The organism is Martelella sp. HB161492, from assembly GCF_013184775.1.
Classification (GTDB): domain Bacteria; phylum Pseudomonadota; class Alphaproteobacteria; order Rhizobiales; family Rhizobiaceae; genus Martelella.
Genome location: NZ_JAATVV010000005.1, coordinates 246,892 through 261,153 on the forward strand (window position 1 = coordinate 246,892; position 14,262 = coordinate 261,153).

At 59.0% G+C, this 14,262-nt stretch carries 12 protein-coding genes; 5 read left to right on the forward strand and 7 right to left on the reverse strand.

The genetic code is table 11. The features are described 5' to 3' along the window. Nucleotides 1-41 precede the first annotated feature (41 nt). The 4 genes from HCK86_RS10470 to HCK86_RS10485 all read right to left on the reverse strand — a co-directional run bounded on the left by HCK86_RS10470 (nt 42) and on the right by HCK86_RS10485 (nt 5,686). On the reverse strand, nt 42-2,000 hold the full coding sequence (locus HCK86_RS10470; RefSeq protein WP_176084401.1) for a hypothetical protein: 1,959 nt from the start codon (nt 1,998-2,000) through the stop codon (nt 42-44). Nucleotides 2,001-2,445: 445 nt separating this feature from the next. After that, entirely contained in the window at nt 2,446-4,059 is a 1,614-nt protein-coding gene (locus HCK86_RS10475) for a BCCT family transporter (protein ID WP_176084402.1), read from the reverse strand. A 136-nt stretch (nt 4,060-4,195) separates the two neighbouring features. Next, a complete protein-coding gene (locus tag HCK86_RS10480; protein WP_348641066.1) occupies nt 4,196-4,618 on the reverse strand; it encodes a universal stress protein in 423 nt (140 codons plus the stop codon). A gap of 177 nt (nt 4,619-4,795) precedes the next feature. Beyond that, the gene (locus HCK86_RS10485; protein ID WP_176084403.1) at nt 4,796-5,686 is read right to left on the reverse strand and encodes a LysR family transcriptional regulator; all 891 of its coding nucleotides are present in this window, start codon (nt 5,684-5,686) and stop codon (nt 4,796-4,798) included. A gap of 154 nt (nt 5,687-5,840) precedes the next feature. Here HCK86_RS10485 and HCK86_RS10490 point away from each other — a divergent pair, with 154 nt between their 5' ends. The 3 genes from HCK86_RS10490 to HCK86_RS10500 all read left to right on the forward strand — a co-directional run bounded on the left by HCK86_RS10490 (nt 5,841) and on the right by HCK86_RS10500 (nt 7,988). Next, a complete protein-coding gene (locus HCK86_RS10490; RefSeq protein ID WP_176084404.1) occupies nt 5,841-6,470 on the forward strand; it encodes an NADPH-dependent F420 reductase in 630 nt (209 codons plus the stop codon). A gap of 70 nt (nt 6,471-6,540) precedes the next feature. Beyond that, nucleotides 6,541-6,951, forward strand: a complete 411-nt coding sequence (locus HCK86_RS10495) for a DoxX family protein (protein ID WP_176084405.1) — start codon at nt 6,541-6,543, stop codon at nt 6,949-6,951. A gap of 71 nt (nt 6,952-7,022) precedes the next feature. Continuing rightward, the gene (locus HCK86_RS10500) at nt 7,023-7,988 is read left to right on the forward strand and encodes a glutathione S-transferase family protein (RefSeq protein ID WP_176084406.1); all 966 of its coding nucleotides are present in this window, start codon (nt 7,023-7,025) and stop codon (nt 7,986-7,988) included. A 297-nt stretch (nt 7,989-8,285) separates the two neighbouring features. Here the strand turns inward: HCK86_RS10500 and rhaM are convergent, their stop codons facing one another. The 3 genes from rhaM to HCK86_RS10515 are packed head-to-tail and all read right to left on the reverse strand — an operon-like array spanning nt 8,286 to nt 12,011. Then, entirely contained in the window at nt 8,286-8,600 is a 315-nt protein-coding gene (gene rhaM / locus HCK86_RS10505) for an L-rhamnose mutarotase (RefSeq protein WP_176084407.1), read from the reverse strand. 8 nt (nt 8,601-8,608) lie between these two features. Then, entirely contained in the window at nt 8,609-9,901 is a 1,293-nt protein-coding gene (gene rhaI / locus HCK86_RS10510) for an L-rhamnose catabolism isomerase (RefSeq protein ID WP_176084408.1), read from the reverse strand. 10 nt (nt 9,902-9,911) lie between these two features. Continuing rightward, nucleotides 9,912-12,011, reverse strand: coding sequence for a bifunctional rhamnulose-1-phosphate aldolase/short-chain dehydrogenase (locus HCK86_RS10515; protein ID WP_176084409.1), 2,100 nt, complete (start codon nt 12,009-12,011; stop codon nt 9,912-9,914). 200 nt (nt 12,012-12,211) lie between these two features. Between HCK86_RS10515 and HCK86_RS10520 the strand changes: the two genes are divergently transcribed. Both HCK86_RS10520 and rhaS read left to right on the forward strand, forming a co-directional pair. After that, nucleotides 12,212-13,015: a DeoR/GlpR family DNA-binding transcription regulator gene (locus HCK86_RS10520; protein WP_176084410.1), complete on the forward strand. Its 804-nt coding sequence runs from the start codon at nt 12,212-12,214 to the stop codon at nt 13,013-13,015. Nucleotides 13,016-13,213: 198 nt separating this feature from the next. Next, nucleotides 13,214-14,209 (forward strand): rhamnose ABC transporter substrate-binding protein, encoded by a 996-nt coding sequence (gene rhaS / locus HCK86_RS10525; protein WP_176084411.1) that lies wholly within the window; start codon nt 13,214-13,216, stop codon nt 14,207-14,209. Nucleotides 14,210-14,262: the final 53 nt, after the last annotated feature.

The window sequence follows — 14,262 nt, forward strand, 5'->3', positions numbered from 1 at the left end:
AAAATAGAGCATCCTGGTGCGTCCAAAAGGACGCACGGCGCCTAGTTCGCAAAAGGTGCCCGGGGCCTGTTTGCCGTCACCGGAGCGCCTCCTGCAATCGAGGGCCGGGGAATGGTGAAAACGCTCTGTGTCTGAGCGGTGCTGCGTTCATCGACAACACTCCAATGAACCGGCGCGCCCGGGCGGTTTGTCCTTTGCCTGAGTGTGGATGGGACAGGGCCCATTTCGATATCATCCGGGTGAATGATACGGTCTTCAAGATCTTCACTGTGGATCGACCGCCGGTCTTGCCCGGGCAGACAGCAAAATAGGTTTCCTGTCTTTGCCGAAAGCGAGCTGATCAGTGACGACAGCGTCGGCGACTCGGGGCGCGTAGCTTTCAGATATTCCCGTTTTTCCGAAAGCAGCTGGGCCCCTTCAATCAGGCTCTCTGACGTGTCGTGAAGATGATAGATATGTGTGAGCTCCTTCAGGAGGGTCTTGAGTTCGGTTTGCATCCCGTTGATTCTGTGTTGCAGCTCCGCGCGGGTGATATGATCACCAAGCCCCTCGTCCAGCCCTTTTTCGAGCTCGGGACCGGTCGCTTCTGTGAGGAACGCCTTCAGGGCTGCGGCAAACTCCAGCAACGCCTCTTGCTCGCCGGTCCAGGAGGGCACCAGATGTCGCTGCAGCTTGCCAACGCTCAGGTTGACGAGTTCCTCCCGGAGTGCGCCCCCAACCCCGAGAAAGACGACATCAAGAGCGATCTTGCGAGCGTCCATGTTGGCGTAAAGATCCTTGATCGCCAAAGGAACGGTCTTGCTCAAAAGGGTGCGGCTGACTGCGCGCGCCGTTTGGCGTGCTGGCTCGCTCGTATGCGCCATAGCGGCCTCGCGCACGCCGTCGAGTGAGGCATTGATGAACGCTGATCCCCAGCTGACACAAAGGCTGGAGGCAAGGTGTCTCAGATTGCTGTCCTCCGGGCTGATCGCTTTGGCAATTATAAATGCGATGAAAGACTGCACAGTGGCCAGGAAACCATAGGTCGGAAGTGATTGTTTTATCACCGAAACGAAGCGTTCGGTCCTGGAAAGATCAGGGCCGACGATATCCCGCTTGATTTTGTCCATCTCCAGCTCGCGTTCACGCGGCACATCGATGACGAAGGTCGTGGCCCCGTGGAAACCGTTAATGCCGGCATCGGCGAGAAGGGCCTGAAGGTCTGATGTCGGGGCGAGCAGAAATTCGCTGCTTACGTTCGGGCAGTGCTCCCCGCCTGTCGCGGATGGTGTCGCCAGCATGGGCTCGAGGCTGGAATCAGTCACCGGGAAGGGAGAGTCTGTGCTGCAATCTGAAGGATCAAGGGTTGCATGGGTGGCCTGAATGACGGCGCCGAGAGCGGCATTGCCGAGTATGGCGGCGCCGAGTGCGACCCATGCGCCTAAGGAACAGTAAAGAGGTCCCAATGTGTCCGTCAGAAACTCTTTCGCTCTGGCGCCACAACCCGGTTCTCCCTGTGCGAAGCTGTCATCGGTCTGGGCAAGCGTGCGAACGGTTTCCTGGTGCAGCTTGTGGTGCTTCCGGATTCGCTTGTCCATTTCATCGAACGACTTCTCGAGGCGTTGAATCGCCTGATTGTTCTCCGGAAGTGCCTGGCGCAGCCGGACCAGCGTCTCCCAGATTGAGTCGTGAAGCGGGTCCTTGAAGCGCTGCAGCTCCCTTTCGTAGAGTTCATGCCGGGCATTGTGAAATCTGAGGAAACGTTTGATGTAGCGGGCTGTGAGCTCCGGCGTCTCCGTTTGCGCGCCGTCAACGGCCCGGTTCAGTCCCTGGTTGACCGTTACAACGCTGCTCGTGTTGGTGCCGCTGCTCCCGCTGGCCGTTGCGGCGGCGGGCGGCGCGTTATTGTGGCGGGTTGGATGAAGCAATTTTGGCCGGGGAATGTGGAGGGGCTCACCGCGTTCAAGCGCTGTCAGGTCGGGCTGCATGTCAATGCGGGTTTCACATGGGAAAATGGGCATTTTGCTATCCTTGTTCTGGCCGAGAAGCCTGCTCACAGGCATGCCGATGCGCCCCGCCAAGGCGAGAATGCCAGGCGCAAAAGAGTTTTGACGGCAGAAAACATGACCCAGGTAGTTATGGGACTAAAGCTAGCTTATTGCTTTGGCTCATGTTTTTGGCGCGCCAATAACAAACGACGAACAAGTCAGAATTAGTATTCGTTTTTTCTGAAAACCGGCAGAGGCCCCGAAAAACGCATGTATCAGGGTGATTACTTAAGTGTAATCTGACCGGACAACAGAAGCGCGCGCAGTGACCCCCTCAACTGCGCGCGCCTCATGCCCCCTCACAGCGGGTTGCGTTGCAGCATAAACCGCCAGCGCGATCGATGATTTGCGCTGGCTCAAACGGCAAGAGGATGGCTGATGCCATCCTCTCGACCAGGATCATTCCATTATCTGCGGGTCAGCGCGGTTCGGCATGCAGGCCCTTCAGAATGGCATAGCAGGCAAGCAGCAGGACTATGGTGAAGGGAAAGCCGGTCGAGACGGCCATGGCCTGCAAGGCGCCAAGGCCGCCGCCGAGCAGCAGGGCAATGGCAACCAGCCCTTCGAAAGAAGCCCAGAAAACCCGCTGCGGCGTCGGCGCGTCCACCTTGCCGCCAGCCGTGATCGTATCGATGACGAGCGAGCCTGAATCCGACGAGGTGACGAAGAAGACGATCACCAGCACGATGCCGATCACCGAAGTAATCGCCTGCAGCGGCAGCTTTTCCAGCATGACGAAGAGTTTCAGCGCCAGGGGCGCATCGGCAAGGGCCGAATAGGACTGGTCGATCAGCTCATGGATCGCGGTATCGCCAAAGACCGTCATCCACAGCACCGAAACAATCGACGGGATGATCAGCACGCAGGTGAGAAATTCGCGGACCGTGCGTCCGCGCGAGACGCGGGCGATGAACATGCCGACAAAGGGTGACCAGGAAATCCACCAGGCCCAGTAGAAAGCCGTCCAGCCATCGCGGAAATTGTCGTCTGTCCGTCCGAACGGGTTCGAAAGTGCCGGCAGGTAGCGGGCATATTCAACCAGATTGCTGAAAAATCCGCTGATGATCAGAAGCGTCGGTCCGACGATCAGGACGAAAAGCAGCAGCAGGGCGGCGAGATACATGTTGATTTCGGACAGCCGTTTGACGCCGGCATCAAGGCCTGCAACCACCGACGTCAGAGCAATGCCGGTGATGACGACGATCAGCACAACCTTTGAGACATTGTTGATCGGAATGCCGAACAGGTGATTGAGACCGGCATTGGCCTGTTCGGCACCAAAGCCAAGCGAGGTGGCAAGGCCAAACAGCGTTGCAAACACCGCCAGAATATCGATCACGTGGCCGGTCCAGCCCCAGACCCGTTCGCCGAAGATCGGGTAGAACACCGAGCGCATCGTCAGCGGCAGGCCCTTGTTATACGAGAAGAGCGCCAGCGCCAGGGCGACAATGGCATAGATCGCCCAAGGGTGCAGGCTCCAGTGGAATATGGTGGCAGCCATGGCAAGCTGGCGCGCAGCTTCCTCGTTGCCGGGTGCCCCGCCAAGCGGTGCCCAGCTTTCCGGCGTGCCAGCATTGGCTGCAACCGAGGACGTGTAATGCGAGATCGGTTCGGAAACGCCGTAGAACATCAGGCCGATGCCCATGCCTGCGGCAAACAGCATGGCAAACCAGCCGGAATAGGAATAATCGGGCGTGGCCTCGCTCCCGCCCAGCCGGATCTTGCCGTAAGGTGAGACGATCAGAAACAGGCACAGCACGACGAAGACATTGGCGGCCAGCAGAAAGAACCAGTCGAAGGTGGAGGTCAGCCAGTCGCGAAGCCCGTTGAACAGGGCGCCCGCCTCATTCTGAAAGGCCAGGGTTACGAGCACGAAGGCGACGATGGTCAGACCTGAGATCGCAAAGACTGGATTGTGGACATCCAGGCCGAAGGGACCGATCGACGTGGTGATGTTGTCCTGACCGATTTCATAATCGGTTTCGATCAGGTCCGTGTCGCCTTCCGGTTCCGGAATGCCCGTGTCGCTCATATTGTCTCTCCTAGTTATGTTCGTTTCTCAGTTGCGGCCCGTCTCCCTCAGGCCGCCCGGCGGAATTGGCGTCAGCGATGACTGGCGTACACAATTCTGCCTTATTCAATGCACCGACCTGTCACTGTGTTCCCGATCAGGGTCTCACCAGGAAGACAGATGCTTTCGTGTGCTGAGATAGAGCGCCGCCATGGGAAGGCCAGAAATGGTCGGCGAGATTGGGAATATGGGTTGCCATCACGACCAGATCGGCGCCGATCGTTTCGACCGCTTGGGCAAGCGCCGGATTGAGATCGCGGGCGGGATCATGGGTGATAACCGGGTGGCTGGCCGTGGCAATGGAACGGCGGCGACTTTCGGCATCGGCAAACTGGCTCAGCCTGTCAGCAAATTCGGCGGGGTTGTGACCGAGCGCACCGGGGGTCGCGGCGGAGATGCCGACATAGGTGACGGGTGCGCCATAAAAGCCTGAAAGATCAGCGGCAATATCAAGCGCGCGCTGAAGCTTGTCCAGATGGATCAGATCAACCGGTGCCATGATTCTGGAAAATGTCGTCACCGTTCTTCCTTCATTTTTTTCGGGATTGCCGTCCCGCTAATCTTCCTTTTTCAAAGACGCTGTGTTCTCGATGCGCCGATGAGCGAATTCGAACTTTCGGCCGTGCCGTAATATTGCCATGAAAGCTAACATGGCCTCCATTGCATTGCAAACAGCGGCTGGTGCCCTGCAAACATGTCAGGGCACCAGCGGCTCGGTTTTCAGATGATCAAGGAAGGCGCGGACGCGCCGTGGCATCCGACGGCCATCAAGGTAGACAGCGTGAATATCAAGGCCGGGTCCGGCGCTGTCCGGCAATATGCGGATCAACCGGCCATCGGTGATTGCACCCGAAACAGCGTAGTCCGGCGCCAGGGCGATGCCTTCGCCGGCAAGGCACAATTCGCGTACCGAGCGGGCGGAATTGACCAGAAAATGCCCACCGACCCTAATCCTGACGGCCTCCCCCTTCAGCATCAGCGGCCATGTCCCACCGGGCGTGCGCATATTGGTGTCGCGGATGCAGTGGTGATCGGCGAGTTCTTCGACACGCTGTGGCGTGCCGTGTCTTTCGAGATAGCCGGGCGCGGCCACCAGCACCAGCGCCGTGTGGCCGATCTTGCGGGCAATCAGTGCTGAATTCTGTAACTGGCCAATGCGGATGGCAAGGTCGACGCCCTCAGCAGCGAGGTCGGCATAGGCGTCGGAAAGCCTGAGGTCGATTGTCAGATCCGGATGGTTGCTGCGGAAAGCGGCAAGGCTTTTCAACACATGCATTTCGCCGAATGTGACCGGGGCCGAGATGCGCAATGTGCCGGAAAGCCCGCGGCCGTCATCCTTGACGTCGTTGCGGATGTCCTCCAGCGCATCGAGCCAACCGGGCAGGCGCTGATAAAGCCGCTCACCGGCAACCGTCATGCCAAGCCGCCGGGTCGTGCGCTGCAGTAGCCGTGTGCCGAGCCGCTCTTCCAGCTCAGCCATGTATTTCGATGCAAGCTTGCCCGAGATGCCCAGCCGCTCGCCGGCGCCGGCAAAGGAGCCGGTTTCGACGGCGGCAACAAAAACACGAAACCCGTCCAGCGTGTCCATGGTCGACCTTTCAGAACAAAACGGCGAATATCATTCCATATATTCGCCCTTTCAAAGAAGATCTGCAAGGCGCATCTTCTGGTCATCGAACAACGGGCAGGAACAATCCGAACGCCCAGTGACAGGCGCCTCAGCGCCCCCAAGGAGAAGAACGATGAACATTGCGATTATCGGAACCGGCAATATCGGCTCGGGCCTCGCCCGCACTTTCGCAAAGACGCGCCACGGCGTTGTCGTTGCTGACCGCAAGGGCGGTCAGTCACTGGCTGACACGCTGAAAGGCGAAGGTCTGACAGTTCAGGCCGCATCCGTCGCTGAAGCCGTCGCCCAGGCTGATGCGGTCATCTTCGCCGTGCCCTATGGCGCCATCGCCACCATTGCTGCCACAGCCGATTTTTCCGGCAAGATCGTCATTGATGTGACAAACCCGATCACCGAAGATTTCTCGGCGCTTTCCGTCTCAGGCGAAAGCTCGGCTGCCGAAGAAATTGTAAAGCTCCTGCCTGCCGCCCATGTGGTCAAGGCTTTCAACACCGTTTTCGCCGGCCTTTATGGCGGAAGCTTCAACTTCGGCGGACACACGCTGCAGACCTTCGTTGCCAGTGATGACGAGGCGGCCCGTGATGCGGTCATATCCCTTGCCAAGGATGCTGGCTTTGACGCCCGTAACGCCGGTGGTCTGAAGAACGCCCGCTATCTCGAGCCGCTTGGCTTCATGAACATCCAGTTCGGCTACATGCTCGGTCAGGGCACGGAAATCGCTCCGCTCTGGCTCGCCCGCTAAGCCTTCCCCTTCATCGCATCCAGACACATGCCGCCGCCTCAGTGCGGCGGCGCTTCCCAAGGAAAAGATCATGATCGACCTTAAAACCGCTCCCTATGCAGCGCTTCTGCTGCGTGTTGTCACCGGCCTTCTGTTTATCACGCACGGCCTGACAAAACTGTTCGTGTTCACGCCTGCCGGCACGATGGGCTATTTCTCATCGCTGGGCCTGCCGGGTTTTCTCGGCATCATCGTGATGATCCTTGAAATTGTCGGCGGCGTCGCGCTGATCCTCGGCGTCAAAACCCGCGAATTCTCGTTTGTTCTCGGCCTCGAACTTCTGGGCGCTGCCCTGTTCGGCCATATCCAGAATGGCTTCAGCTTTGCCAATCCGAATGGCGGCGGCTGGGAATATCCGGTCATGTGGGCCTTTGTCCAGTTTGCGCTGGCACTGCTCGGCGATGGCGTTCATGCCCTGCTGCCTTCACGCCGGCTCAAGTAAGCGATAGCATCATGGCCGCCGCAGCATCTCTGCGGCGGTCAAAAAAACAAAATATCCCAAGGAGAATGACCATGCTTGTTGATGGAAAATGGAGTGCCAACTGGCAGCCCGTGCAAAAGAAGGATGAAAAAGGCCGCTTTGTCCGTCAGGTCTCCTCCTTCCGCAACTGGGTCACCCCTGATGGCGCGCCGGGCCCGACGGGAGAGGGCGGTTTTGAGGCAGAAGCCGGTCGCTACCGCCTCTATGTCGCGCTGATCTGCCCCTGGGCTTCGCGCACGCTGATCGGCCGCTCGCTGAAGGGCCTTAAGGATCTGATCCCGGTGACGGTGGTCAATCCGGTGATGACTGACGAAGGCTGGGCCTTTGGTGGCTATCCAGGCGCTGACGAGGATCCGCTGTTCGGCGCACACCACATCCACCAACTCTACACCCGTGCCGATGCCCATTTTACCGGCCGCGCCACGGTTCCGGTGCTGTGGGACATGAAGCGCAATGTGATGGTGAACAATGAAAGCGCAGATATTCTGCGCATGTTCAACACCGCATTTCAGTCGCTTGCCCCGTCGGATCTCGACCTCTATCCGGCCGATCTTGCCGAAAAGATTGATACGCTGAACCCGCGTGTCTACAACCAGCTCAACAACGGCGTCTACAAGGCAGGTTTTGCCTCGACCCAGCAGGCCTATGATGAAGCCGTTGCCGGTGTCTTCGCCATGCTGGACGAGCTGGAGGAAACACTGGAAGGCCCCTTCCTGTTCGGCGATCGGCTGACTGAGGCGGATATCCGTCTTTTCGTGACGCTGATCCGCTTCGATGCCGCCTATCACGGGATCTTCAAGACCAACTGGAAGCGGATCGCCGATTATCCTGGGCTGTCGGCCTATCTGGAAAAGATCTATCTGACGCCTGGCGTCGCGGAAACGGTGAATATGGACCATATCACCGCTGGTTATTATTCGATCAAGGCCCTGAATCCCGCCGGCATCCGTCCGGTCGGACCGTCCCATATCAAGGCGCTGCTGGACAAGGCCGTCTGAGGCAGGGTTCTGGCGCGAAGCAGGACAGATAAAAAGGGCGGTGCAGTAGCGCCGCCCTCAGGCTTCTGACAAAGCCATTCATATTGCACGTTTGAAGTGGAGCAGCCCCTCCCTCCGTCGTCATCCCCGTGCTTGTCACGGGGATCAAGATTCATAAGGCATTGAATAAAAAAGTCTTTTCGCCGCGCCGACGCGCGTCGGCTGGATGCCTGTGACAAGCACAGGCATGACGTCAGAAAAAGGGGCGAAGCTTGTCGACAGTCTGAGGCAGCACAGAAGCGCCGCCCTTCTGGTGTTTCACGGCAGGTGGAAGACCTGCACGAGCGGCACTTCAACCGGACTGTTATCCGGGTTGGTGGCCATGATGTCGGCCATATAGTCCCACCATCGGCGGACGATCTCGTTTTTCGGTATCTCCGCCATATGATGGTCATCCGCGCGCTTCAGTACGGCAAAGAGATGGTTGGTCTCCTCATCGAGGAAGATCGAATAGTCTGAAACGCCCGCCGCTTTCAGAACTGTCGCGAGTTCCGGCCAGATCGCATCATGGCGGCGCTTGTATTCATCCTTCTGGCCCGGGTTGAGGACCATTCTGAGTGCGATTGTTTCCATCTTCGGCCTCAGACGATGCCGCCGCCGCTGCCGGTCACGGCGGGACGGGTCGCCGCGACGCTGGCGCGATAGCCGGCCGACCGGTAGGTGGCGAGCGGATCGATCGCACCACCGGCGCGATAGCGGGCCATCGCAAGGATCGGCGAGACATCGGTGCGGAAGGCCCGCTTCAGCGTTTCCGAGGCCATCAGCGCATCATTGTCGGCCTGGAAGCCGGCAAGGCCTGTCCGGTCGACCAGAAGCGCGGATGCATAAGCGCGGGTCACTTCCATCGCCGAATTCATCAGGCTCTCGATCGGGTCGGTGACATTGTGCGACTGGTCGAGCATATGGGCGGGATGAAAATCGCTAACGCCGGACGTTTCCGCATCCACCAGCTCGTTGAAGACCAGGAACAGCCGGTAGGGATCGATCGCACCAGCATCCAGATCATCGTCGCCATATTTGGAATCGTTGAAATGGAAGCCGCCGAGCTTTGAAAACTGAACCAGGCGGGCGACGATCATCTCGATATTGACGTTGGGGGCATGGTGGCCGAGATCGACGAGGCAGAAGGCCTTGTCACCAAGTTCCTTGGCGATCAGGTAATTGGTACCCCAGTCCTGCACCACGGTCGAATAAAAGGCTGGTTCATACATCTTGTGTTCGGTGAACACCCGCCAGCCGTCGGGAAGGGCGGCATAGACGGATTTCATCGCCTCGATATAGCGCTCGAAGCTGCCGGTGAAGTGGCTCTGGCCGGGAAAGTTGGAGCCATCGCCGACCCACACCGTCAGCGCCGTTGATCCGAGCTGACGGCCAATTTCGATACATTCGATATTGTGGTCGATGGCTTGCTGTCGTGTCGCTGCATCGACATGGCTGAGCGAGCCGTATTTATAGGAGTGCGCCTGCCCAGGCTGATCCTGAAACGTGTTGGAGTTCATTGCATCAAAGCCGAGGCCAAGCGCTTCACCCCTCTGGCGCAGCGCCGAAAGATCATCAACCTTGTCCCAGGGAATATGCAGCGAGACGGTGGGAGTGGCCCGTGTCAGCTGATGGATCACCGCGCAGTCTTCGAGCTTGTCGAAAATGCCGCGCGGTTCACCAGCGCCCGGAAAGCGGGCGAAGCGGGTGCCGCCCGTGCCGACGCCCCATGAGGGCACGGCGACGGCGAAGCCGGCAACCTTTGCGGTGATCTGGTTGATATCGATGCCCTGACGGGCAAGCTTTGATCCGAGCGCGGCATAGTCCGTCTCCAGATCGCGGATACGCCGTTCGTTTTCGGCGGCGACGAGGCCGCTGTCGATCATCTGGTCCATGAATGCCCCCTTATCGCGTAAACGACTGGGCGTTGCCCGCATCGACATTGATGATGTTGCCGGTGGATTTCGCAGACATGTCGGAGGCAAGGAAGTAGATCGCCTCGGCAATGTCTTCCGGAAAGACCGAGCGCTTCAGCATTGAGCGGTCGCGGTAATGGGCCTCCAGCTCATCGGTCGACATCTTGTAGGCTGCGGCGCGCTGTTCCTTCCACTCGCCGGTCCAGATCTTCGAGCCGCGCAGAACGGCGTCGGGATTAACCGTGTTGACGCGGATGCCGGCGGCGGCACCTTCGAGCGCCAGGCATCGGGCGAGATGAATTTCCGCCGCCTTTGCCGTGCAATAGGCCGACGCGCCGGGCGAAGCGGCAAGACCATTCTTGGAGGAGACGAACACGACATTGCCGCCCGCTTTCTGGTGGCGGAACAGGCGGAAGGCCGCACGTGAGACCAGGAAATAGCCGGTCGCCAGAATGTCGATATTGCGGTTCCACAGATCGAGCGTGGTGTCTTCAATCGGAGCAGAGGAGGCAAGACCGGCATTGGACACGAGAATGTCGAGCCCGCCGAATTCGACCGATGTCTCGGAGAAACCGGAGGCAACCTCCTGCTCGTCGGTGACGTTCAGATGCACGGTCCGCACGATGTCCTTGCTGAAGGTCGCTGACAGTTCCAAACGCGCGCTTTCAAGCGCCGTGTCATCGATATCGGCAAGCATGACGCAGGCGCCTTCGCCGGCAAGGCGGAAAGCGGTTGCCTTGCCGATGCCGCCCGCACCGCCGGTAACCAGAGCAATCTTGCCAGCCAGCGGCTTCGGCTTCGGCATGCGCTGCAGCTTTGCCTCTTCCAGGAGCCAGTATTCGATATCGAAAGCCTCCTGCTCCGGCAGGCCACAATAGGTCGATACCGACGAAGCGCCGCGCATTACATTAATGGCGTTGACGTAGAATTCTGCCGAGATGCGGGCTGTCGCTTTGTCCTTGGCAAAGGAAATCATGCCGACGCCGGGAACCAGATAGATGACGGCATTCGGGTCACGCATTGCCGGCGAGTTGTCGCGCTTGCAGCGCTCATAATAGTCGGCATAGCCTTCACGGTAGGCGGCAATCGCCGCCGGGAGACCATCGAGTACGGCCTCGACATCCGGATTTTCGGGGTCGAAATCGATCACCAGCGGACGGATCTTGGTGCGCAGGAAATGGTCGGGGCAGGAGGTGCCGAGCGCTGCCAGCGCGTCAAGCCGGTTCGAGGAAACGAATTCCAGCACGGCTTCGCTGTCATCGAAATGGCCGAGCTTGCCCTCCGTTTCGGAGATCATGCCGCGAATGGCAGGCATCAGCTTCTCGGCGACCTTTCGGCGTTCGTCTTCCGCCAGTACCTTGACCTTCTGACCGCCAAAGACGTCACCGGTGATCTCGGAGGCGAACCAGGCCATGGCCTTGTTGATGATTTCAAGCGTGGTTTCGTAGCTCTCTCTGGCGGTATCGCCCCAGGTGAAAAGCCCGTGGCTCTCGAGGATCACGCCGCGCGCATCCGGGTTCTCGGCGCAGAATCGCTCCAGCCAGAGGCCAAGTTCATAGCCCGGCCGCTTCCAGGGCAGCCAGCCGATTTCGCCGCCGAAGATCTTCTCGGTCAGCGCCCGTGAATCGGCCGACGCGGCAATGGCGATGATGGCGTCAGGGTGCATGTGGTCGACATGCTTTTTTGGCACATAGGCATGTAGCGGGGTGTCAATGGAGGCGGCGCGCGGGTTCAGATTAAAGGTGCAGTGCGGCAGATAGCCGACCATTTCGTCTTCGTGCTCAAGGCCGCGATACAGTCCCTTGAGCGCGTTGAGCTTATCCATGTAGAGGGTGGAGAAGCCGTCGAGCTTGATCGTCCCGACGTCGCCGCCCGACCCCTTGACCCACAAGACCTCGACCATCTGCCCGGTCAGCGGGTCTTTCTCCATGACCTTGGCCGACGTATTGCCGCCGCCATAATTGGTGATCCGCTTGTCGGAACCAAGCAGATTGGAGCGGTAGAGCAACCGTTCCGGCTCGCTCATCGTCGCGGCCCTTGCTTCATCCCAAAGGTTTTTCAAGCTTCCAGACGGGGTTTTCTCCAGCATATCTTTCATCCTCCCATGGCGCGCGATTGACGGCAATCACCGGCACCTGTCATCAAGTGCCGGTAAAATCATCCGCTTCATGACGTTTGTCAATCAATAACAATCAAAAACGATCATTTAAATCGTTATTGCGCTGCAAAATGATTGAAGTTGATTGACAATGCGAGAATTAAATGAAGAATGTCAATATTGGAGGAGCCATGCACGAGAAGGAACGTCACCGGATCATCTTGTCGGCGGTGCAGGAAAAGCCCGTCGTCACCGTTTCCGAACTGGTCGAACTGACCGAGAGTTCGGAGGCGACGATCCGCCGCGACATCGCGGCGCTGCATGTGCAAAAGCGGTTGCGCCGGGTGCGTGGCGGCGCCGAAGCGTTGAGCCCGCCGCAGTTTGTCGGCCTCGCCGGGCGGCCTTTTCGCGTCAACGAGACCATGCATCAGCGGCAGAAACAGGCGATTGCGAAAGCTGCCGTTCAGCTGTGCGCCGATGGCGACTCGGTCATCATCAATGGCGGCACGACAACATTCCAGATGGTGAATTACCTGGCCAGCCGGCGGCTGCAGGTCTTCACCAATTCGTTCCCGATTGCCGAGCATCTTCTGAAACATACAAAGAACACGGTGATGGTTTCGGGCGGCACGATCTATCGGGAGCAGAATATTATCTTGAGCCCGTTCGACAATGACGTGACACGGAATTTCTGGGCGAGACGCATGTTCATGGGCGCGCAGGGGCTTGGCCCGCTCGGGCTGATGGAAACGGATCCGCTGCTGATCCAGGCCGAACAGAAACTGATCGATCAGGCCGACGAACTGGTGGTGCTGGCCGATTCATCAAAATTCGGCCGCCGCTCCAGCCTGATCCTCTGCCCGCTGAAGCGGATTGCGACGGTGATTACCGATGACCGGATTTCGGACAAGGACGCTGCCATGCTGGAGGATGCTGGCGTGACCCTGATCGTGGCCGAAAGTGCCGGAGAGAAAGAGGTTTCAGCCGCCCGTTGAGGGTGGTCTTGCCTGGGAGGAGTGGATGAATGCAGTTCTGACGGGCTTTGTTGCCCGCGCCGTTGCCGGAACTTCCGGCAACGATAAGGAACGCAAGCGCGATCGCGCTGCGGACTGAGGAGGTTTGCCGGAAGCGGTCCACCCGGAGGAGGGGCGGCCGGTTCCATTCTGCAAAATGATGTTTCGAGGGAGGATATCATGAAACATCTGACACGCATGCTGACGGCCGGTGCAGTTCTTGTTGCCGCCATTGCCGTTCCGCTGACAGCCAGTGCGGCGGAAAAGAAGATCGCACTTGTGGTCAAGGCGCTCGGGATCGGCTTCTTCGAAGCCGCCGCCGAAGGCGCCAAAGAGGCTGCCACCGAGATCGGCGATACGGAAATCATCTATACCGGCCCGACCGATACGACCGCCGAAGGTCAGATCGAGGTGATCAACGCGCTGATTGCCCAGAAGGTCGACGCGATCGCTATTTCAGCCAATGATACTGATGCACTGGTTCCGGCGCTGAAAAAGGCGATGCAACGCGGCATCAAGGTCGTTTCCTGGGATTCGGGTGTTGCCCCGGAGGGCCGTCAGGTTCATCTGAACCCCTCTTCGAACCCGCTGATCGGCAACATGATCATCAAGCTCGCCGCTGATCACATGCCGGATGGCGGCGATGTCGCCGTGCTGTCGGCCTCGGCGACGGCCACGAACCAGAACATCTGGATCGAGGAAATGAACAAGGTCATGGACCAGTATCCGAACGTCCATGTGGTCACCACCGTTTATGGTGACGACCTGTTCGACAAGTCCTACCGCGAGGCGCAGGGTCTTATACAGTCCTATCCGGATCTGAAGGCGATCATTGCCCCGACGTCGGTCGGTATCGTCGCTGCGGCGCAGGCCGTCACCGATGCGGGCAAGATTGGCGCGATCAATGTCACCGGACTCGGCCTGCCGTCTGAAATGGCGGCCTATGTCGACAATGGCGCATCGCTTTCCTTTGCCATATGGAACCCGATCGATCTCGGCTATGCGGCGGTGATGCTCGCTAATGATCTGATCGATGGGGCAGAGGCCAAGCCGGGCGCCGAACTTTCGATGGGCCGTCTCGGCACGCTGACGCTGGACGACGATAATGCTGGCGCCATGGCTGACCCCTTCGTCTACGACAAGTCGAATATCGACAAGTTCAAGGACATTTTCTGAGCCTCCCAGGGCGTGGTGCGCCGGGCCTTCGGGCTCGGCCCCTTTTCTTCAAC

Coding starts and splice junctions, on each gene's coding strand:
- HCK86_RS10520 (WP_176084410.1), top strand. CDS start 12,212: ATGCACGAGAAGGAACGTCACCGGATCATCTTGTCGGCGGTGCAGGAA.
- HCK86_RS10485 (WP_176084403.1), bottom strand. CDS start 5,686: ATGGACACGCTGGACGGGTTTCGTGTTTTTGTTGCCGCCGTCGAAACC.
- HCK86_RS10515 (WP_176084409.1), bottom strand. CDS start 12,011: ATGCTGGAGAAAACCCCGTCTGGAAGCTTGAAAAACCTTTGGGATGAA.
- HCK86_RS10470 (WP_176084401.1), bottom strand. CDS start 2,000: ATGCCCATTTTCCCATGTGAAACCCGCATTGACATGCAGCCCGACCTG.
- rhaM (WP_176084407.1), bottom strand. CDS start 8,600: ATGGAAACAATCGCACTCAGAATGGTCCTCAACCCGGGCCAGAAGGAT.
- HCK86_RS10475 (WP_176084402.1), bottom strand. CDS start 4,059: ATGAGCGACACGGGCATTCCGGAACCGGAAGGCGACACGGACCTGATC.
- HCK86_RS10500 (WP_176084406.1), top strand. CDS start 7,023: ATGCTTGTTGATGGAAAATGGAGTGCCAACTGGCAGCCCGTGCAAAAG.
- rhaS (WP_176084411.1), top strand. CDS start 13,214: ATGAAACATCTGACACGCATGCTGACGGCCGGTGCAGTTCTTGTTGCC.
- rhaI (WP_176084408.1), bottom strand. CDS start 9,901: ATGGACCAGATGATCGACAGCGGCCTCGTCGCCGCCGAAAACGAACGG.
- HCK86_RS10490 (WP_176084404.1), top strand. CDS start 5,841: ATGAACATTGCGATTATCGGAACCGGCAATATCGGCTCGGGCCTCGCC.
- HCK86_RS10495 (WP_176084405.1), top strand. CDS start 6,541: ATGATCGACCTTAAAACCGCTCCCTATGCAGCGCTTCTGCTGCGTGTT.